We start from the raw sequence: 17,197 nt of genomic DNA on the forward strand, positions 1-17,197 counted from the left end.
GACGGAGATTCCCCATGGCCCGCGTGACGGTCGAAGATTGCGTTGACAAAGTCCCCAACCGGTTCGAGCTGGTGATGTTGGCCGCCCATCGGGCGCGCGAGATCTCCTCCGGGGCCGCGATTACCGTGGATCGTGACAATGACAAGAACCCGGTTGTCTCGCTGCGCGAGATCGCCGAGGAAACCCAGAGCGCCGATGAACTGCGCGAGCGGATGATCGAAAGCAACCAGACCCAGATCGAGGTCGACGAACCGGAAGAGGACGCCATGGCGCTTCTGATGGGGGCCGAGCCCGACAAGCCGCAGGACGACGACATGTCCGAAGAAAAGCTGCTCCGCGCACTGATGGAGGCTCAGGGCCAGGGGTAACCCCGGCCTGCGGTGACAAGGGTTAGCGATGATTTCTGCCGACGACCTCATCGCGCTTGTCCGCAATTATAATCCCAAGACAAATGAGGCACTGATCCACGCGGCCTATGATTATGGCCGCGAGATGCACGAGGGTCAGTTCCGCCGGTCCGGTGAGCCCTATTTCACCCACCCCGTCGCCGTTGCCGCCATCCTGACCGAGCAACGGCTTGACGATGCCACCATCGTCACCGCGCTCTTGCACGATACGATCGAGGACACCAAGAGCACCTTCAGCCAGATTTCTGACCGTTTCGGCGAAGAAGTCGCTGTTCTGGTCGATGGCGTCACCAAGCTGACCAATCTGCAACTGAACTCGACCGAGACCAAGCAGGCCGAGAACTTCCGCAAGCTCTTCATGGCGATGTCGCGCGACCTGCGCGTGATCCTCGTCAAGCTGGCCGACCGTCTGCACAACATGCGCACGATCAAGGCGATGCGGCCGGAAAAACAGGTGCAGAAGGCGCGCGAGACGATGGACATCTATGCGCCGCTGGCCGGGCGCATGGGGATGCAATGGATGCGCGACGAGCTGGAGGACCTGGCTTTCCGCGTGCTCAACCCTGACGGGCGCGCCAGCATCATCCGCCGCTTCATCACTCTGCAACGCGAAACCGGCGACGTGATCCAGAAGATCACCGGCGACATGCGGTTCGAGCTCGACAAGGCCGGGATCGAGGCCGAGGTCTTTGGCCGCGCCAAGAAACCCTATTCGATCTGGCGCAAGATGCAGGAAAAGGAGATGGGTTTTTCCCGCCTCTCCGACATCTACGGCTTTCGCATCATCACCGACACCGAGGCCGATTGCTATGGCGTGCTGGGCGTGATCCACCAGCGCTGGCGGGCGGTGCCAGGGCGGTTCAAGGATTACATCAGCCAGCCCAAGTCGAACGGCTATCGCTCGATCCACACCACCGTGTCGGGCCGCGACGGCAAGCGGGTCGAGGTGCAGATCCGCACCCGCCAGATGCATGACGTTGCCGAAACCGGCGTCGCGGCGCATTGGTCGTACCGCGATGGCGTGCGCAGCGAGAACCCCTTTGCCGTCGATCCGGCCAAGTGGATTTCCTCGCTCACCGAACAATTCCAGGACGACGAGGATCACGAGGATTTTCTCGAGGCGGTCAAGCTCGAGATGTATTCCGACCAGGTGTTCTGCTTCACCCCCAAGGGTGACGTGATCAAGCTGCCGCGGGGCGGCACGCCCTTGGATTTCGCCTATGCGATCCACACCCGCATCGGTCATGCCTGTGTCGGCGCCAAGGTCGATGGGCTCAGGGTGCCGCTCTGGACCCGGCTCAAGAACGGCCAGTCGGTCGATATCATCACCGCCGACGGCCAGGCGCCCCAGGCCACCTGGCTCGATATCGCGATCACCGGCAAGGCCAAGACCTCGATCCGCCGGGCCCTGCGCGAACAGGACCGTGAACGTTTTGTCCGGCTGGGGCGGGAACTGGCCCGGGCCGCCTTTGAACACGTCGGCCGCAAGGCCAAGGACAAGGTGCTGGAAACCGCCGCCCGCAACCTGCGGCTCGACGGCGCAGAAACGCTCCTGGCCCGGCTGGGCTCGGCCGAGCTGACGACCCGCGCGGTGGTCGAGGCGGTCTATCCCGATCTGGTGACCGAGGACGGCGAAGAGATCGACCGCAAGCGCGCGGTGATCGGCCTGGAAAAGGGGCAGAGCTTCCGCCGGGCGCCCTGTTGCCAGCCGCTGCCGGGCGAACGTATCATCGGCATCACCTTTCGCGGCCAGGGCGTGGTGGTGCACACCATCGATTGCGAAAAGCTTGCCGAATACGAGGATCAGCCCGAGCGCTGGCTCGATCTGCACTGGTCCGAGGGCAAGCATCCGGCCGCCTATGCGGTGACGCTCGAGGTGACGATGAGCAACGACGCCGGCGTGTTGGGCCGGGTCTGCACCTTGATCGGCGGCCACAAGGCGAATATCTCGGACCTTGAATTCATCGACAGAAAACCAGATTTTTACAGACTGCATGTCAACGTCGAGCTGCGGGACGCCGAGCATCTGCACTCGCTGATCACCGCGCTCGAGGCCGAAAGCGATGTCGCCGCCGTCGCGCGGCTGCGCGAAGTCACTCCGATCGCCGCCCGCGCCGAGGCGAACTGAAAGGAATATTCCTCCCGTGGTTTTCAAGCGCCGCGACAGAAAACCGACCCTGCGCGCGTTGTGGGAATTCTTCTGGCCGCGTGGCGGTTGGGGCCGGGCGGCCCGCTATGTGAAACACCGGTTGCGGCGTTTGCCCGATCCGCCGGAAAAGATCGCCCGCGGCATCTGGGCCGGGGTCTTCACCACCTTCACGCCGTTCTACACCCTGCATTTCCTGGTGGCGGCCTTTCTTGCCTTCATCATGCGCGGCAATATCCTGGCGGCGCTGCTGGGCACCTTCTTCGGCAATCCGCTGACCTATGTGCCGATTGCGGTGATCTCGCTTCAGACCGGATATTTCCTGCTCGGCCATGAATTCTCGCCGCATATAGAGCGCACGCTCACCGGCAAGTTCGTCGACGCGGGCGAGGATCTGACGCGCAATTTCTGGGCCTGGGTCAAGGGTCAGCCACCCGATTGGCACGGGCTCGAAGTGTTCTGGGACGACGTCTTTTACCCCTACATGATCGGCGGCATCATCCCCGGCATCGTTGCCGCCACCGCGGCCTATCTGGTGGCCGAGCCGCTGATCCGCGCCTATCAGGCCCGCCGCAAGGGCGCGCTCAAGAAACGTCTTGAGGCGATCCGCGCCAAGGCCGCCGCCAAGAAGGCGGCCGCCGCCGAGGAGGCCCGTGAAAAGGCCGATTGATTAGCGGTTTTCACCGCCCGCGCGGGGCGTTAGCCTGTGCCCGAAGGTAACCGGGGGCACCACATGCAAAAACTCAGGCTCGGCGTGAACATCGACCACGTGGCCACCGTGCGCAATGCGCGGGGCGGCGCGGTTCCCGATCCGCTGCGCGCCGCGGCACTGGCCGAGGCCGCCGGTGCCGACGGCATCACCGCGCATCTGCGCGAGGACCGCCGGCACATCTCGGACGCCGATATCGACGGGCTGATGGCGGCGCTGACGGTGCCGCTGAACTTCGAGATGGCGGCCACCGAAGAGATGCAGAAGATCGCCCTGCGCCACCGGCCGCATGCGGTCTGCATAGTGCCGGAAAAGCGCGAGGAGCGCACCACCGAAGGCGGGCTGGAAGTCGCGCGCGAGGAGAACCGGCTGGCGCATTTCATCGCTCCGCTGCGAGAGGCGGGGTGCCGGGTGTCGATCTTCATCGCCGCCGACCGCCGCCAGATCGAGGCGGCGCACCGCATTGGCGCGCAGGTGATAGAGTTGCACACCGGCGCCTATTGCGATGCCCATGCCGAAGGCCGGTTCGAGGACCGCGACCGCGAGATGGCGGCGATCCGCGACATGGCCGAACACGCGGCGGGCCTCGGCCTCGAGGTGCATGCCGGCCACGGGCTGACCTATGACACCGTGGCCCCGGTCGCCGCTCTGCCGCAGGTGGTCGAACTCAACATCGGCCATTTCCTGATCGGCGAGGCGATCTTTACCGGGCTCGAGGCGGCGATTGCCGAAATGCGCCGTCGGATGGACGACGCCCGCGGCACCGCATGATCCTCGGCATCGGCACCGACCTGTGCAACATCGAGCGGATCGAGGCCATCCTCGCCCGCTTCGGCGACCGCTTCCGCAACCGGGTCTATACCGAGCGCGAACAGGCCCGCGCCGCCCGCCGTCCGCATGAGGCCGCGACCTATGCCAAGCGCTGGGCCGCCAAGGAGGCTTGCTCCAAGGCGCTGGGCACCGGTCTGCGCATGGGCATCGCCTGGAAGGACATGTCGGTGACCAACCTGCGGACCGGCCAGCCGGTGATGCATGTCACCGGCTGGGCAAAGCGCCGGCTCGACGTGCTGACGCCGCCGGGGCATGAGGCGATCCTGCATGTCACCCTGACCGACGATCACCCCTGGGCCCAGGCCACGGTGCTGATCGAGGCGCGGCCGCTGGGCCCGGTCCCGTCCCGGACCTGATCCGGGACCTCGTGGTCCGCGACAGGGGAGGCCCCGGATCAGGTCCGGGGCGGGCTGTCGGGCCTATTCGCCGCGCGGGAAGCGCTGGTTTTCCTCGACGACATTGAGATCCATGTGGTTGCGCATATAGCGCTCCGAGGCCCTTTGCAGCGGCTGGTGGTCCCAGGGGTAATAGGCGCCGTTGCGCAGCGCTTCATAGACCACATGACGCCGGGCCTGGCTTTCGCGGACCCGGGCGTCGAACTGCTCGAGATCCCAGCGGGTGGCGGCCTCGACGCGGAACCGTTCGAGCACCTCGGCATGGTCGGAGCGTTCGGCCAGGTTGGTCAGCTCCTGCGGATCATCCTCGAGGTTGAAGAGCTGTTCGGGATCGAGCGCGCAATTGGTGTATTTCCAGGGTCCCGCCCGCAGGGCGACCAGCGGCGAATAGGAGGCTTCGGCGGCATATTCCATCGCCACCGGGCTCAGCCGGGTCGCGCCATTGCCCAGCGGCACCAGGGTTTCGCCGGTGGTCCAGGGCAGGACCTCCTCCATGCTGACCCCGGCCAGATCGCAGAGTGTCGGGCAGAGATCGATTGTGCTGACCGGCGCCTCGACGAGCCCCGGCGCCATCTGCGGCGCGGCGATCATCAGTGGCACCCGGGCCGAGCCTTCGAGGAAGGACATCTTGAACCACAATCCGCGCTCGCCCAGCATGTCGCCGTGATCCGAGAGAAAGAGGATGATCGCCTCCTGCCGCGTCGCTTCCAGCGCCTCCATCACCTCGCCGATCTTGTCATCGAGATAGGAGATATTGGCAAAATAGGCGCGCCGCGCCCGGCGGATGTCGTCCTGGCCGATGTCGAAGCTGCGCCAGTCGTTGGCGTCGAAGATGCGCTGCGAATGCGGGTCGTGGTCGTCGTAATCCAGCGCCGGCACCTGCGGCAGCAGATGCGCGCAGTCTTCGTAGAGATCCCAGTATTTGCGCCGTGCCACATAAGGGTCATGCGGATGGGTGAAGCTGACCGTCATGCACCAGGGCCGGTCGTCATTGCCCCGCGCGAAGTCATACACCTTGCGGGTGGCGTGATAGGCCACCTCGTCGTCGTATTCCATCTGGTTCGAGATCTCGGCCACGCCGGCGCCGGTGACGCTGCCCATGTTGTGATACCACCAGTCGATGCGTTCGCCGGGCTTGCGGTAATCCGGGGTCCAGCCGAAATCGGCCGGGTAGATATCGGTGGTCAGCCGCTCTTCGAAGCCGTGAAGCTGATCGGGGCCGACGAAATGCATCTTGCCCGACAGGCAGGTGTGATATCCGGCCCGGCGCAGGTGATGGGCATAGGTCGGGATCGACGACGCGAACTCGGCGGCATTGTCATAGACCCCGGTGCCCGAAGGCAGCTGGCCCGACATGAACCCCGCCCGCCCCGGCGCGCAGAGCGGCGAGGCGGTATAGGCATTGGCAAAACAGGTCGACCGCAACGCCAGCTTGCGCAGGTTCGGCGTATGCAGCCAATCGGCCGGGCCGTCGGGAAACAAGGTGCCGTTAAGTTGATCGACCATGAAGATCAGGATGTTGGGCTTGTCCGTCATGTCGGTTCCTTGCGATTTGGCGGCAGCTTGGCAGGCCGGACGCCCCGCCGTAAAGCCCCCATCGCTTGACACCTCCGACATGGGGCCGCATGTAGCCTGCGACAGATAACGCGGGGAGCCCCATGTCCATGGCCGAGGAAAAGAAAGGCAATGCGATCGTCGAGACGATCAAGACCGTTGTCTATGCATTGCTCATCGCGGGCGTGTTCCGCACGGTGTTCTTTCAGCCGTTCTGGATCCCCTCCGGGTCGATGAAGGACACGTTGCTGATCGGCGATTTCCTCTTCGTCAACAAGATGGCCTATGGCTATTCCTATGCCTCCTGCCCGTCGATCATCGTGCCCCGCTTCGGCATCGATCTCGATGCCACCGATTTCTGCGGCTGGGCCGATGGCGACAACAGCCGGCTGTTCGGCTCCGAGCCAGAGCGCGGCGATGTCGTTGTCTTCCGGCATCCGGTGACCGGGCGCGACTTCATCAAGCGGGTGGTGGGCCTGCCGGGCGAGAAGATCCAGGTCCGGGCCGGGCGGCTGCATATCGACGGCACGCCGGTCGAGCTGGAAGCGGATGGCGTTTTCGAAGAGGTCGCCGGCCCGCAGGGACCGCAGCGGCTGAGCCCGCGCTGCTCGAACGCGCCGGTGGGCGACGGGGCGATGTGCGAAAAGGCGAAATTCGTCGAGACCCTGCCCGAAGGCACCGCCCATTCGATCCTCGATATCGGCCGGCAGTCTTCCGACAACACGCCGGTGTTCACCGTGCCCGAAGGGCATTACTTCATGATGGGCGACAATCGCGACAATTCCACCGATTCGCGGTTTCCGCAGCAGGTCGGCGGCGTCGGCTTCGTGCCCTTCGAAAACCTTGTCGGCCGCGCCGACCGGGTGATGTTCTCCTCTGCCGGCAGTTCGATGCTGTTCTTCTGGACCTGGCGGGGTGATCGTTTCTTCAAGGCGATCGAGTGAAGCTCTCGGCAGAGTTGAAGGCGCTTCAGGCGCGGCTTGGGCATGAGTTTGCCGAGCCGCGGCACCTGGTGCATGCGGTGACGCATTCGTCGATGTCGACGCCGACGCGCAGCGACAACCAGCGGCTGGAGTTTCTCGGCGACCGGGTGCTCGGGCTGGTGATGGCCGAGGCGCTTCTAGCCGCCGACAGCCGCGCCACCGAAGGGCAGCTGGCGCCCCGTTTCAACGCGCTGGTGCGCAAGGAGACCTGCGCCGATGTCGCACGGCAGATCGATCTCGGCGCGGCGATGAAGCTGGGCCGGTCCGAGATGCTCTCGGGCGGTCGGCGCAAGATGGCGCTGTTGGGCGATGCGATGGAGGCGGTGATTGCCGCGGTCTATCTGGATGCCGGATTCGAGGCGGCCAAGGCCATGGTGCTGCGGCTCTGGGGCAAGCGGATCGATACGGTCGAGGACGATGCCCGCGACGCCAAGACCAGCCTTCAGGAATGGGCCCAGGCCCGCGGCCAGAACCCGCCGGTCTATGATCAGATCAGCCGCAGCGGACCGGACCATTCGCCGGTGTTCATCATCGAGGTCAGGTTGGAGAGCGGCCAGACCGCCCAGGCCAAAGCCGGATCGAAGCGGCAGGCCGAACATGCGGCGGCCAAGGTGCTGCTGGACAGGTTGAACGGCGGATGACCGGAGGCCTGCGGCGCGGACGCAGGCCTTGCAAATCAGAACAGCGCCATGACGTCGGCGACGGCGCCGGTGGTATTCACCGCCAGCGTGACGCTGAAGGCCAGCGCGGCCGTTGCCACCCTGCGTTTCGGTTCCAGCAGGCCAAGCTCGCGGCGCGGCAGACGGGATTCTTCCTGCGGGATCGGCTCGCACAGCACGCGACGGACCAGCGTCTCCTGCTGGCGCTGCGCGTCGGAGGCCCGTAGACGCGGGACGCCTGTCGTGCGCGCCTGGCGGTCGGTGACGGTCCGAAGCGTCGGGCGCGGACGCGCGGGCGGCCGGGCGAGGGCATCGAGAAAGGTCTGCCGGTCGAGCACGGACTTGGCGTCCAGCCAGGCAATCTCGGTCACCGGGTGGCGCGCCACGAGGGCTTGCGTCAGGCGCGCCAGTTCCACTTCGGCGATCCGTGCGGTATCGGCCGAGACCGAAAGAACATAGTGCCGCGCCTTGCCCTTGCCGCTGCTTTCGAGGGTGACGACAGTGACGGGCGCGCCGGCGCTCGGCCCGATGTCGGGCGGGCGGCGGCTGTGGAGCCTTTCGATATCCTGGCGCAAACGGGTTTCGGTAATGTCGGAGCGTTTGTCGGCCCCGGCAGGCAAGCGCAGGCGGGCGGTGAGTGTGACCTGCGCCTGCGACTGTTTCGGGATTGTTTCGGTGTGAGTGATCATATCGTGAATTTAGGCAGCGATTCGGGCGCAAATTCGGACCAATTTTGGCGAAAATGCCAGATTGTTGAGAATTTCGACAAAAACGCCCGCTCTATTGGCGCCGCACGGGAAACAATTCGCGGCGCGCTCCGGGGCGGTTTCGCCTCTGGTTTTAGCGCCGGATCTGCGTTACTCGCTGTGGATTGTTGACAGGAAACCTGACCCATGACCACACGCGCCGGATTTGTCGCCCTGATCGGAGAGCCCAACGCGGGCAAATCGACCCTCACCAACCGCATGGTGGGCGCGAAAGTGTCGATCGTGACCCACAAGGTCCAGACCACCCGCGCCCGCATTCGCGGCGTGGCGCTGGAGGGCGACAGCCAGATCGTCTTTGTCGATACGCCGGGCCTGTTCAAACCGCGCCGCCGGCTCGACCGGGCGATGGTGGCGGCGGCCTGGGGCGGGGCGGCGGATGCCGATATCGTGGTGCTTCTGGTCGAGGCGCACCGGGGGGTGACCGAGGGGGTGGAGCGCATTCTCGAGGGGCTTGAAGAGATCGGGCAGGGCCGTCGCGTGGCACTGGCGATCAACAAGATCGACCGGGTCAAATCGGACGTGCTGCTGGCGCTGACCGAGGATCTGAACGCCCGCTACGGCTTTGAAGAAACCTTCATGATCTCGGCCGAAAAGGGTTATGGCTGCGACGATCTGAAAAAATGGCTGGCCACGCAATTGCCGGAAGGCCCCTGGCTTTATCCCGAAGACCAGATCGCCGATCTGCCGCTGCGGATGATCGCCGCCGAAATGACGCGCGAAAAGCTGACCCTGCGGCTGCATCAGGAACTGCCCTACCAACTCACCGTCGAAACCGAGAACTGGGAAGAGCGCAAGGACGGCACCGCGCGAATCGACCAGGTGGTCTATGTGGCGCGCGACGGCCACAAGGGCATCGTTCTGGGCAACAAGGGCGAGTCGATCAAGGCAATCTCCAAGGCCGCGCGCGAAGAGCTCGAAGAGTTTCTCGGCCGGCGCGTGCATCTCTTCCTGCAAGTGAAGGTGCGCGAAAAATGGCTGGAAGAGGCGGCGCGCTATTCCGAGATGGGGCTGGATTTCCGCGACGGCAACAGCTGAGACGGTATCGGAGCCCCGGCGGGTCGACCCGGGGCCCCGACAGCGCCGGCGTGCCGGGGGAAGCAGCGCGCCGGCCTGCCACGAGATCGGGCGAGGTAAGGGGATGTCACCGGGCCCGCAACCCTGCCGCCGGGCCTGCGACCGGCCGCGACAGAGCTGTCCAGTCTCTCGTGGCAGAGAAACTTTGACTGTAGTCATGAGATAGCGCCGGGATCGAGATTTTCAAATGACAACAACATTCAGGAACGGTGGGGCATGCGGCTGACGGCGGATTTCTGGGTCGCGGCCTATATCGCGCGGCTGCGGCAGGCGGATATCCCGGCCTTCGTGGTGGCGCATGGCGACGACACCTCGGGCATGGTGATGGTGAAACTCAATACGCTGGACGGCCAGGCCCGCCTGTTTCACCGGATGCATGATCTCATGGCTGACGAGACCCGCTGGCAGGAGATGCAGGCCGGCCCGGAGGCCGAGGTGGATGCGGCGCTGGCGAAACAGCGGGCGATGGACCCCGATCTCTGGGTGATCGAGGTCGAAGACCGCGCCGGGCGGCACCTGCTGGACAGCGGTGGGCTTTGAGGCCAGCGTGGCGGCCATGGAATGGCGCGACACCGGAATATTGCTGAGCATCAGGCACCATGGCGAGACCTCGGCCATCGTCGAGGTCTTTACCCCGGGCCACGGCCGTCATGCCGGGGTGGTGCGCGGCGCCACCAGCCGCAAGCTCGGCCCGGTGCTGCAACCCGGCGCGCAGCTCGATCTGCACTGGCGGGCGCGGCTCGAGGAGCATCTGGGCGCCTATTCGGTCGAGCTGCAACGCTCGCGCGCGGTGCAGGCCATGGGCAGCCGGCTGGCGCTGTCCGGGCTGAACGCGGTCTGTGCGCTGCTGGCCTTCTGCCTGCCGGAGCGCGAACCGCATGCCGCGCTCTATCTGCGGTCGGAGCAGTTGCTCGACCTGCTCGGGCAGGACGAGCTCTGGCCGCTGGCCTATCTGCGCTGGGAGATGGCGCTGCTGGAAGAGCTGGGCTACGGGCTCGATCTCTCGGTCTGCGCGGTGACCGGTGCCGGTGAAGGGCTGGCTTATGTCTCGCCGAAATCCGGACGCGCGGTGTCGCAGGCCGGGGCGGGCGATTGGGCCGACCGGCTCCTGCCGCTGCCGGAGGTAATGTTGGGGCGCGGCGCGGCAGACAGCGCCGAAATCGCCGCCGCGCTGCGGGTGACCGGGTATTTCCTGACCGAGAAACTGGCGCCGGCGCTGGGCCACCGGCCGCTGCCGGAGGCGCGTGGGCGGTTTGTCGAGCGAGTCGGCTAGCGATGATGCCAGCGGCGCCGGAGGCGCCTGCGCACGCCTCCGGCAGCAGTTCTCCGGCATGGCCGGGCCAGGGGGTCAGTTGACCGCGACAAAGACCATTTCGCGGCCGTCTTCGTTGCGCAGCACCAGGCGATTGCCGTCAAATTCTGAAATCGTCATCTCACGCAGCGCGGCGAGAAAGGCGGCCTCTTCGCGGAATTGCGGGCACATCCTTTGGGTGACACCCATGCGCGCGGCGCCAAAGCCGGGCAGGGGCTCGGTCTGGACGCCGAAGAAGCGGTTGCAGGGGGTGCTGCCGGCGATCTGCGCCGGGGTTGGAAAGGTGAGCGTGGCGCGGGCCTCGAAGACCTGGCCATCGATGGACTGGAGTTTCCAGTGGGTTTCGGTGTCTTGCGCACCGCTCAGCGTCGCTGAGAGGCTGGCAAAGGCGGACAGGGCCGCCGCGATCAATGTCTGTGTCATGGCGCTAACCTAGGCGCTCTGAGGCGGCGGAAAAGCCGGTGACGGGCTTTGTCATTCCGGCGCGGCGGAAAAGATCATCTCGCGGCCGGCGTCGTCCGACAGGATCAGCGTATCGCCCTGCACCTCGGCCAGAGTCATGGCGCGCAATGCGGCGAGAAAGGCCTGTTCCTCGGACAGCTCCGGGCAGGCGCGGCGGGTGGTGCGCAAGGGGCCGGTGCCAAACCAGGGATAGGGTTTGGTCTGGCGGCCGGAAAAGCTGTTGCAGGGGCCGCGGCCCTGAATGCGGCCCTCGGCGGGAAAGCTCAGCGTGGCATCGGCCGTGAATGGCGCGCCATCGATGCTTTCCAACTGCCAGGTGACATCGGCGGCGCCATAGGCGGCAAGGGTTTCGTCGCTGTCGCAGGTCGACAGCAGCGTGGCGGCGATCAGGGGCAGGGCAAGTTTCATGCGACCAATATAGGGGGGCGTGGCGGGATTGAAATATCGCATGCTCTCTTCCCTGTCCCGGCCATGGGGGCTAGAAGCGAGACATGCGTTGGACCTTGCCAAATATCCTCACAGTGCTGCGGCTTGCCGCGGCCCCTGCCGTGCCGCTGATGTTTCTCTATTGGGCGCGGCCCTATGCCGATATCGCGGCGCTGATGATCTTTCTGCTGGCGGCAGTGACCGACTGGTTCGACGGCTATCTGGCCCGCGCCTGGAAACAGGAAACCAAGATCGGCACCATGCTCGACCCGATCGCCGACAAGGCGATGGTGGTGATCGCGCTGATGGTGATTGCCGCCTATTCGTCTTATTCGCCCTGGCTGGTGCTGCCGGCGACGGTGATCCTGTTCCGCGAGGTATTCGTCTCGGGGCTGCGCGAGTTTCTCGGTGATGTGGCGGGCACGCTGAAGGTGACCAAGCTGGCCAAATGGAAGACGACGCTGCAAATGGTGGCCATTGCGGTGCTGTTTTCGCAGGGCATTTTCGAGCATTATTTCGGCATGTGGTCTTATGGCATGGATCCTGAGATGGTCGGTGATATCCTCGAAGGCCGCGAAAGCGACGAGCTGGGACTGACGCAAATGTATCGCGGCATGTTCTGGTCGGGGTATGTGGGGCTTGTGCTGCTCTGGGTGGCGGCGGCGCTGACGCTGATCACCGGCTGGGATTACTTTCGCAAGGCGCTGCCGCATCTGAAGGAGGACGGCTGATGGATGTGCTTTATTTCGCCTGGGTCCGCGAGCGGATCGGCGTTCCGAAAGAGCGGATCGAGACCGGGGCCACGACGGTGGCCGAACTGGTGGACGAACTGAAGGCGCGGGAGCCGCGCTACGAGGCGGCCTTTGCCGATCTGTCGGCGCTGCGGGTGGCCGTGGATCAGGAGCTTGCGGATTTCGATGCCGGGCTCGCCGGCGTGCGCGAGGTGGCCTTCTTTCCGCCGATGACCGGGGGCTGAGGCGATGCAGGTGCGCGTGCAGCAGGAGCCCTTTGATCTTGGCACCGAAGCCGCGCGCTTTGCCGGCGCCCAGAAGGACATGGGCGCTGTCGTCACCTTTACCGGCATCGTGCGCGACGCGGCGCGGGGCGGCATGGTGGCAATGGAGATCGAACATTACCCGGGCATGACCCAGAGCGCGCTCGAGAAGATCGCCGCGCAGGCCATGGCACGCTGGGATCTGGGCGATGCGCTGGTGATTCACCGGCACGGGCGGCTGGATCGGGACGAGATGATCATGATGGTCGCGACCGCCGCGCGCCACCGCAAGGCGGCCTTCGAGGCGGCGGAGTTCCTGATGGATTACCTCAAGAGCCGGGCGCCGTTCTGGAAAAAGGAAATCGCGGCCGACGGGGCCGAATGGGTGGCCGCCAAGGACGAGGATGAGGATGCTCTGAACCGGTGGTGAGCCGGGCAGGCCGAGCCATCGCCTTTCAATGGTCGTGCAAGCCCTTGCCTTGCAGAATGCGCGGTGTCCATTTCTCGACGCGGCTGGCCCGCGTGCGGGCCTGTTTCGCACCGGAGATGTGCAGCACATAGCCGCGCTTGCGCCCCGGCGTTAGCGCCTCGAAAGCGGCGCGCAGATCGGCATCTGCCTCGAGCGCGGCGGCCAACTCCTCGGGCATCTCCAGATCGTCCTTGGCAAAGGCCACCTTGCGCCCCGTTTTTTCGATGGCGATCGCCCGCCCGACATAGTCGCGGATGTCCGCCGCCCGGGCCTGCACCTCGGCCGGATCGGCGAACGGGACCATCCGCGCCGCGCGGGAGTTTGGCCCCGGTGCCACCAGAAGCCCCTGCGGATCCTCCAGCAGGACGCCCTTGAAAAAGCCCAGCGCGCAGTGCGCCTTGAAGCCCCAGAGGATGGCGACATTGCCGCCATGGGCGCAATAGACCGGGCCGCGCCATTTGAAAGCCTCGTCGAGCGGGCATTCCAGCAGGATCGCCCGCAGCGCCCGAAGTTCCGGCTGCCAGGTGGTGAGCTTGTCGAACCAGATGCCGCAGCGGCGGTCGGGGGTGCCCATTGTCTCCTCCTTGCTCTGATCCGCATCCTGCCGCAGGCGGCCGTCAGGACAACAAAAAACCGCGCCGCCCTGGGGGCGCGCGGTTTCCTGCGCAAGCTTGTCGCCGGTTCAGCGTTTGAGCGCGTCGCGGATCTCCAGCAGCACGTCAAGCTCGCTGGGGCCGGCGGGTTCGGCCTCGACCGGGGTGGCGGTTTCCTCGCGGGCGGCGCTTTCCTTGATGCGGTTGACCATCTTGACCAGCATGAAGACCACAAAGGCAATGATCAGGAAATTGACCACAGCCATGACAAAGCTGCCATAGGCAAAGATCGAGGCGCCGGCCTCGCGCGCGGCTTCGAGGCTGGCGTCGGCAGGAACCTCGCCGGCCAGAACGACGTAGTGATCGGTGAAATCGATGCCGCCGGTGAACAGCCCGATGATCGGATTGATCAGATCGCCCACCAGCGAACTGACGATGGCGGTGAACGCGGCGCCGACGATGATGCCGACGGCCATGTCCATCACATTGCCCTTGGCTATGAACGCCTTGAATTCCTGAAGCATGTTTGCGTGTCCCTTGGCTCTTGTCATCACGGGCCTGTCAGCCCTGTCGCAGGATGGTGCCGGGATACGCCGGCGGCGCAAGCGCTTTCATGGGAAATGAAAGCGCCTGTTCCCCAGTGTGTCAGCCGGGCAGCTTGCCGGTCAGCACATAGCGCAGGATATCGACCACCTGCGACGGCTCGCGCGCCACGGCCAGGGCGGCGGCATCCACCTCTTTCAGCGCGTGGTCGTGATCGGGCTGTTGCAGCACGATCAGCGACTTGCCCAGCGCGGCGGCAAAGCCGGCGTCAAAGGCGGCGTTCCACTGGCGGTACTTTTCGCCAAAGCGCACCACCACCACGTCGGCCTCTTCGATGCCCTTGCGGGTGCGGATGGCGTTGACCATGGCACCCTTGTGATCGTGCCAGTACTTGTTGTCTTCGGCGCCGAGGATCGCCACCCCGCAATCGTCGCTGGCGTCGTGATCGGTGACCGGGCTGGAAAACACGATGTCGAGGCCCTGGGCGCCACGGGTGATCTGTTCGCGCCAGTCGGTGTGGATTTCACCGCTGAGATAGACATTCAGGGTCATGGGGGCTCCTTGCTCTCACGGTTGGGATTGCCCCAAGGCCTAGCATTGCCATGCCGGGAGGTCGAGCCACGCAACAAGGCCCGCGCCGCCGGGACACGGGCCTTGTTGCGGTTTCGGAGCGGTCAGTAGCCGGTGCCGCGCAGCACCACGCGAAAGGTGCGGGCGATCAGCGCCAGGTCGGTGACGAAAGACAGTTCGCGGAAATAGCGGGCGTCAAAGATCGCGCGCTCGGAAAAGCTGCTCTCGTTGCGGACCGAGGTTTGCCAGATACCGGTGATGCCGGGACGCATGGCGTAATAGGCGGTGCCGGGATAAAGCGCGCGCTGATCCACCATCATCGGGCGCGGCCCGACCAGCGACATGTCGCCCCAGAGCACATTGAAGAGCTGCGGCAGCTCGTCGATCGAGCTTTTGCGGATGAAGGCGCCGATCCAGGTGATCCGGGGATCCTGGCGCAGCTTCTGGCTGTGATCCCATTCCCGCCGGGCCGCCGGGTTGGCTTCGAGATGGGCCTGAAGCCGACCTTCGGCATCATGCACCATCGACCGCAGCTTCCACATGTAAAAGATTTTGCCATTCCGGCCGATCCGCTTCTGACGATAGAACGGCGAATGCCCGTCCGTCGCGATCAGCAGGCACAAAGGTGCGAGCAGCAAAAGCACCGAGGGCAGGGCGAGCAGCACCACCGCGATATCCAGAATGCGTTTGGTCCATTGGCGATAGATGCCACGGCCGTGCGGATTGAACTTACTAACAAATAGGCTGTCGGAGGAGGATCCCTGAGCGGATTCCACCGGACGCACGTGCATTGTCAACGTCATGCCCTCCTGAGGCGGTCAATGACGAAAGCGATTTGCACTGTAGCGGGTTTCTGCGGACACAGATCATCCGCACTGCCAAAGCAGAGCGAACACACGCGGTCCCATGTCGAAATTCAATGCAGCCGGGAAACCGAGATGATTTCACCTGCCACGCGCAGACCCATTAACCGTACACTTCACTCCCAGGTGAAAGCACCAACCCCCAAGTGCCGTTTGAAAAAAAACTCACCGATTTTCTCGGCTGATTTTCGCTCGACTTCATCGAAAATGGCCGGTCAGGTTTCTGTCGTCAAGTTGCCTCAAATACCGTTCAACTTATGGGGGAGTGTGTGTTTGTCTACCTGGTATCCCAGGATAAACTTCGGTTGGCGACCGGTTCGGTGCCGCCGGATCTGTGCCAACATGGTGCCAGGGTTGTGGTGTCTTCGCGGTAAAAATACACCCCTGGCGGGTATTTGGGGTACGATTGTAGTAGCGCCGTTGACAATCTCCGGCCTGCCTTTCGGTTCATTCCGGTCTGGGAACAGTGGAAAGTGCAGGAAACCCTTGTTTTTACTCGATGCCCGGTGCGTTTTTCGGGCTTTGCGGTCCTTCTGGCCCGGCCGCGGCGGACGGGCGCAGGTCAGGCCCGCCCATCAAAGGTGAAGCATCTCACACAATTTGACGCTGCATCGCATCAAAATTGCCGCAAATTACCCGAAAGATTTTTTGACTGGACCCTGCGTCACTCTTCTTAAGGGAGTGGCCAATCTCCCGGATTTGGCCGGATTGATGCGGGTATCCGTACCTATCCCACGGGGTGATTCGATGCCGGTCGTTTGCCGGCGTTGCAACGGGCAGGTCAAACCACTATTGCCATGGGGAAATTCCAAGTGTGGAGCCGATGGCATGGCACATCACCTTTACCAGCGCGACCTGCCCGAGGATCTCGATCTGGGCCCTGTCGTCGCCGTGGATTGCGAAACCATGGGCCTGCATCCGCACCGCGACCGGCTTTGCGTCGTTCAGTTGTCATCTGGCGACGGCACGGCGCATCTGGTTCAGATCACAAGGGGCCAGACCGAGGCCCCTAATCTCTGTCGCTTGCTGGCTGATCCGGCGGTTCTCAAGCTCTTTCATTTCGGCCGCTTCGACATTGCCGCGCTCGACAATGCCTTCGGCACGCTCGCCGCACCGGTCTATTGCACCAAGATCGCCAGCAAGCTGATCCGCACCTACACCGACCGCCACGGGCTGAAGCATCTGCTGCAAGAGCTGCTGGGCGTCGATATCTCGAAACAGCAGCAATCGAGCGATTGGGGCGCGGCCGAGCTGACCAAGGCGCAGATCGACTATGCCGCGTCGGATGTGCTGTACCTGCACCGGCTGCGCGATGTGCTCGACCAGAGGCTCGCCCGCGAGGGGCGCAGTGAAATGGCACAGGCCTGCTTCGATTTCCTGCCCGCCCGCGCCCGGCTGGATCTCGCTGGCTGGCCCGATCAGGATATCTTTGCCCATTGA

The 17,197-nt window shown here is 64.5% G+C and carries 22 protein-coding genes; 14 read left to right on the forward strand and 8 right to left on the reverse strand.

From position 1 onward, the window contains the following. The first annotated feature begins 14 nt into the window (after positions 1 to 14). The 5 genes from rpoZ (at position 15) to acpS (ending at position 4,449) form a co-directional block, all read left to right on the forward strand. On the forward strand, positions 15 to 368 hold the full coding sequence (gene rpoZ / locus PVW49_RS18705) for a DNA-directed RNA polymerase subunit omega (RefSeq protein WP_048533231.1): 354 nt from the start codon (positions 15 to 17) through the stop codon (positions 366 to 368). 28 nt (positions 369 to 396) lie between these two features. Beyond that, positions 397 to 2,535 (forward strand): RelA/SpoT family protein, encoded by a 2,139-nt coding sequence (locus tag PVW49_RS18710; RefSeq protein WP_048533230.1) that lies wholly within the window; start codon positions 397 to 399, stop codon positions 2,533 to 2,535. Between the two features lie 16 nt (positions 2,536 to 2,551). Then, the gene (locus PVW49_RS18715; RefSeq protein ID WP_048533229.1) at positions 2,552 to 3,223 is read left to right on the forward strand and encodes a DUF2062 domain-containing protein; all 672 of its coding nucleotides are present in this window, start codon (positions 2,552 to 2,554) and stop codon (positions 3,221 to 3,223) included. A gap of 63 nt (positions 3,224 to 3,286) precedes the next feature. Beyond that, a complete protein-coding gene (locus PVW49_RS18720) occupies positions 3,287 to 4,033 on the forward strand; it encodes a pyridoxine 5'-phosphate synthase (protein ID WP_274591277.1) in 747 nt (248 codons plus the stop codon). Then, positions 4,030 to 4,449, forward strand: a complete 420-nt coding sequence (acpS, locus tag PVW49_RS18725) for a holo-ACP synthase (RefSeq protein WP_048533227.1) — start codon at positions 4,030 to 4,032, stop codon at positions 4,447 to 4,449. The genes PVW49_RS18720 and acpS overlap by 4 nt, the downstream gene beginning before the upstream one ends. Before the next feature lie 63 nt (positions 4,450 to 4,512). Here acpS and betC read toward each other — a convergent pair whose 3' ends face one another. Beyond that, positions 4,513 to 6,024: a choline-sulfatase gene (betC, locus tag PVW49_RS18730; protein ID WP_274591278.1), complete on the reverse strand. Its 1,512-nt coding sequence runs from the start codon at positions 6,022 to 6,024 to the stop codon at positions 4,513 to 4,515. Between the two features lie 128 nt (positions 6,025 to 6,152). Here betC and lepB point away from each other — a divergent pair, with 128 nt between their 5' ends. Both lepB and rnc read left to right on the forward strand, forming a co-directional pair. Beyond that, positions 6,153 to 6,986, forward strand: coding sequence for a signal peptidase I (gene lepB, locus PVW49_RS18735; protein ID WP_074836105.1), 834 nt, complete (start codon positions 6,153 to 6,155; stop codon positions 6,984 to 6,986). Further along, a complete protein-coding gene (rnc, locus tag PVW49_RS18740; protein ID WP_048533222.1) occupies positions 6,983 to 7,666 on the forward strand; it encodes a ribonuclease III in 684 nt (227 codons plus the stop codon). Before lepB ends, rnc begins: the two co-directional genes overlap by 4 nt. Before the next feature lie 35 nt (positions 7,667 to 7,701). Here rnc and PVW49_RS18745 read toward each other — a convergent pair whose 3' ends face one another. Next, positions 7,702 to 8,373, reverse strand: a complete 672-nt coding sequence (locus PVW49_RS18745) for a hypothetical protein (RefSeq protein WP_274591279.1) — start codon at positions 8,371 to 8,373, stop codon at positions 7,702 to 7,704. 204 nt (positions 8,374 to 8,577) lie between these two features. Between PVW49_RS18745 and era the strand changes: the two genes are divergently transcribed. The 3 genes from era (at position 8,578) to recO (ending at position 10,798) form a co-directional block, all read left to right on the forward strand. Further along, the gene (gene era / locus PVW49_RS18750) at positions 8,578 to 9,486 is read left to right on the forward strand and encodes a GTPase Era (protein WP_048533219.1); all 909 of its coding nucleotides are present in this window, start codon (positions 8,578 to 8,580) and stop codon (positions 9,484 to 9,486) included. Between the two features lie 255 nt (positions 9,487 to 9,741). Then, positions 9,742 to 10,065, forward strand: a complete 324-nt coding sequence (locus tag PVW49_RS18755; protein WP_074835941.1) for a DUF1491 family protein — start codon at positions 9,742 to 9,744, stop codon at positions 10,063 to 10,065. 16 nt (positions 10,066 to 10,081) lie between these two features. Further along, entirely contained in the window at positions 10,082 to 10,798 is a 717-nt protein-coding gene (gene recO, locus PVW49_RS18760; protein ID WP_048533215.1) for a DNA repair protein RecO, read from the forward strand. Positions 10,799 to 10,873: 75 nt separating this feature from the next. Here recO and PVW49_RS18765 read toward each other — a convergent pair whose 3' ends face one another. Together PVW49_RS18765 and PVW49_RS18770 are read right to left on the reverse strand one after the other, a co-directional pair. Further along, complete coding sequence (locus tag PVW49_RS18765; RefSeq protein ID WP_074835940.1) at positions 10,874 to 11,260, reverse strand: META domain-containing protein; 387 nt, start codon at positions 11,258 to 11,260, stop codon at positions 10,874 to 10,876. Positions 11,261 to 11,311: 51 nt separating this feature from the next. Beyond that, on the reverse strand, positions 11,312 to 11,749 hold the full coding sequence (locus PVW49_RS18770; protein WP_274591280.1) for an META domain-containing protein: 438 nt from the start codon (positions 11,747 to 11,749) through the stop codon (positions 11,312 to 11,314). 41 nt (positions 11,750 to 11,790) lie between these two features. On the opposite strand from PVW49_RS18770, the gene pgsA reads away from it, so the two are divergent. Genes pgsA through PVW49_RS18785 form a run of 3 tightly spaced genes read left to right on the forward strand, consistent with a single transcriptional unit; the run spans position 11,791 to position 13,149 of the window. Continuing rightward, entirely contained in the window at positions 11,791 to 12,456 is a 666-nt protein-coding gene (pgsA, locus tag PVW49_RS18775) for a CDP-diacylglycerol--glycerol-3-phosphate 3-phosphatidyltransferase (RefSeq protein WP_048533214.1), read from the forward strand. After that, on the forward strand, positions 12,456 to 12,701 hold the full coding sequence (gene moaD, locus PVW49_RS18780) for a molybdopterin converting factor subunit 1 (protein ID WP_048533213.1): 246 nt from the start codon (positions 12,456 to 12,458) through the stop codon (positions 12,699 to 12,701). Before pgsA ends, moaD begins: the two co-directional genes overlap by 1 nt. A 4-nt stretch (positions 12,702 to 12,705) precedes the next feature. Then, entirely contained in the window at positions 12,706 to 13,149 is a 444-nt protein-coding gene (locus PVW49_RS18785; protein WP_074835938.1) for a molybdenum cofactor biosynthesis protein MoaE, read from the forward strand. Between the two features lie 25 nt (positions 13,150 to 13,174). On the opposite strand, the gene PVW49_RS18790 is transcribed toward PVW49_RS18785, so the two are convergent. The 4 genes from PVW49_RS18790 to PVW49_RS18805 all read right to left on the reverse strand — a co-directional run bounded on the left by PVW49_RS18790 (position 13,175) and on the right by PVW49_RS18805 (position 15,685). Beyond that, positions 13,175 to 13,762 (reverse strand): YdeI/OmpD-associated family protein, encoded by a 588-nt coding sequence (locus PVW49_RS18790; protein WP_274591281.1) that lies wholly within the window; start codon positions 13,760 to 13,762, stop codon positions 13,175 to 13,177. 108 nt (positions 13,763 to 13,870) lie between these two features. After that, positions 13,871 to 14,305 carry a large conductance mechanosensitive channel protein MscL gene (gene mscL, locus PVW49_RS18795; protein ID WP_048533209.1) on the reverse strand — a complete coding sequence of 145 codons (435 nt, stop codon included), beginning with the start codon at positions 14,303 to 14,305 and terminating at the stop codon, positions 13,871 to 13,873. 121 nt (positions 14,306 to 14,426) lie between these two features. After that, positions 14,427 to 14,876, reverse strand: a complete 450-nt coding sequence (locus tag PVW49_RS18800; RefSeq protein ID WP_074835935.1) for a YtoQ family protein — start codon at positions 14,874 to 14,876, stop codon at positions 14,427 to 14,429. 122 nt (positions 14,877 to 14,998) lie between these two features. Then, entirely contained in the window at positions 14,999 to 15,685 is a 687-nt protein-coding gene (locus PVW49_RS18805) for a sugar transferase (protein WP_083415992.1), read from the reverse strand. 900 nt (positions 15,686 to 16,585) lie between these two features. On the opposite strand from PVW49_RS18805, the gene PVW49_RS18810 reads away from it, so the two are divergent. Continuing rightward, complete coding sequence (locus PVW49_RS18810) at positions 16,586 to 17,197, forward strand: ribonuclease D (RefSeq protein ID WP_074835934.1); 612 nt, start codon at positions 16,586 to 16,588, stop codon at positions 17,195 to 17,197.

The sequence above is a fragment of the Marinovum sp. PR37 genome (assembly GCF_028807375.1).
GTDB lineage: Bacteria > Pseudomonadota > Alphaproteobacteria > Rhodobacterales > Rhodobacteraceae > Marinovum > Marinovum algicola.

What these genes read in the sequence shown, in the direction of transcription:
- rpoZ (WP_048533231.1), top strand. Translation starts at nt 15, where the DNA reads ATGGCCCGCGTGACGGTCGAAGATTGCGTTGACAAAGTCCCCAACCGG.
- PVW49_RS18710 (WP_048533230.1), top strand. Translation starts at nt 397, where the DNA reads ATGATTTCTGCCGACGACCTCATCGCGCTTGTCCGCAATTATAATCCC.
- PVW49_RS18720 (WP_274591277.1), top strand. Translation starts at nt 3,287, where the DNA reads ATGCAAAAACTCAGGCTCGGCGTGAACATCGACCACGTGGCCACCGTG.
- acpS (WP_048533227.1), top strand. Translation starts at nt 4,030, where the DNA reads ATGATCCTCGGCATCGGCACCGACCTGTGCAACATCGAGCGGATCGAG.
- betC (WP_274591278.1), bottom strand. Translation starts at nt 6,024, where the DNA reads ATGACGGACAAGCCCAACATCCTGATCTTCATGGTCGATCAACTTAAC.
- lepB (WP_074836105.1), top strand. Translation starts at nt 6,153, where the DNA reads ATGGCCGAGGAAAAGAAAGGCAATGCGATCGTCGAGACGATCAAGACC.
- PVW49_RS18745 (WP_274591279.1), bottom strand. Translation starts at nt 8,373, where the DNA reads ATGATCACTCACACCGAAACAATCCCGAAACAGTCGCAGGCGCAGGTC.
- era (WP_048533219.1), top strand. Translation starts at nt 8,578, where the DNA reads ATGACCACACGCGCCGGATTTGTCGCCCTGATCGGAGAGCCCAACGCG.
- PVW49_RS18755 (WP_074835941.1), top strand. Translation starts at nt 9,742, where the DNA reads ATGCGGCTGACGGCGGATTTCTGGGTCGCGGCCTATATCGCGCGGCTG.
- recO (WP_048533215.1), top strand. Translation starts at nt 10,082, where the DNA reads ATGGAATGGCGCGACACCGGAATATTGCTGAGCATCAGGCACCATGGC.
- PVW49_RS18765 (WP_074835940.1), bottom strand. Translation starts at nt 11,260, where the DNA reads ATGACACAGACATTGATCGCGGCGGCCCTGTCCGCCTTTGCCAGCCTC.
- PVW49_RS18770 (WP_274591280.1), bottom strand. Translation starts at nt 11,749, where the DNA reads ATGCGATATTTCAATCCCGCCACGCCCCCCTATATTGGTCGCATGAAA.
- pgsA (WP_048533214.1), top strand. Translation starts at nt 11,791, where the DNA reads ATGCGTTGGACCTTGCCAAATATCCTCACAGTGCTGCGGCTTGCCGCG.
- moaD (WP_048533213.1), top strand. Translation starts at nt 12,456, where the DNA reads ATGGATGTGCTTTATTTCGCCTGGGTCCGCGAGCGGATCGGCGTTCCG.
- PVW49_RS18785 (WP_074835938.1), top strand. Translation starts at nt 12,706, where the DNA reads ATGCAGGTGCGCGTGCAGCAGGAGCCCTTTGATCTTGGCACCGAAGCC.
- PVW49_RS18790 (WP_274591281.1), bottom strand. Translation starts at nt 13,762, where the DNA reads ATGGGCACCCCCGACCGCCGCTGCGGCATCTGGTTCGACAAGCTCACC.
- mscL (WP_048533209.1), bottom strand. Translation starts at nt 14,305, where the DNA reads ATGCTTCAGGAATTCAAGGCGTTCATAGCCAAGGGCAATGTGATGGAC.
- PVW49_RS18800 (WP_074835935.1), bottom strand. Translation starts at nt 14,876, where the DNA reads ATGACCCTGAATGTCTATCTCAGCGGTGAAATCCACACCGACTGGCGC.
- PVW49_RS18805 (WP_083415992.1), bottom strand. Translation starts at nt 15,685, where the DNA reads ATGCACGTGCGTCCGGTGGAATCCGCTCAGGGATCCTCCTCCGACAGC.
- PVW49_RS18810 (WP_074835934.1), top strand. Translation starts at nt 16,586, where the DNA reads ATGGCACATCACCTTTACCAGCGCGACCTGCCCGAGGATCTCGATCTG.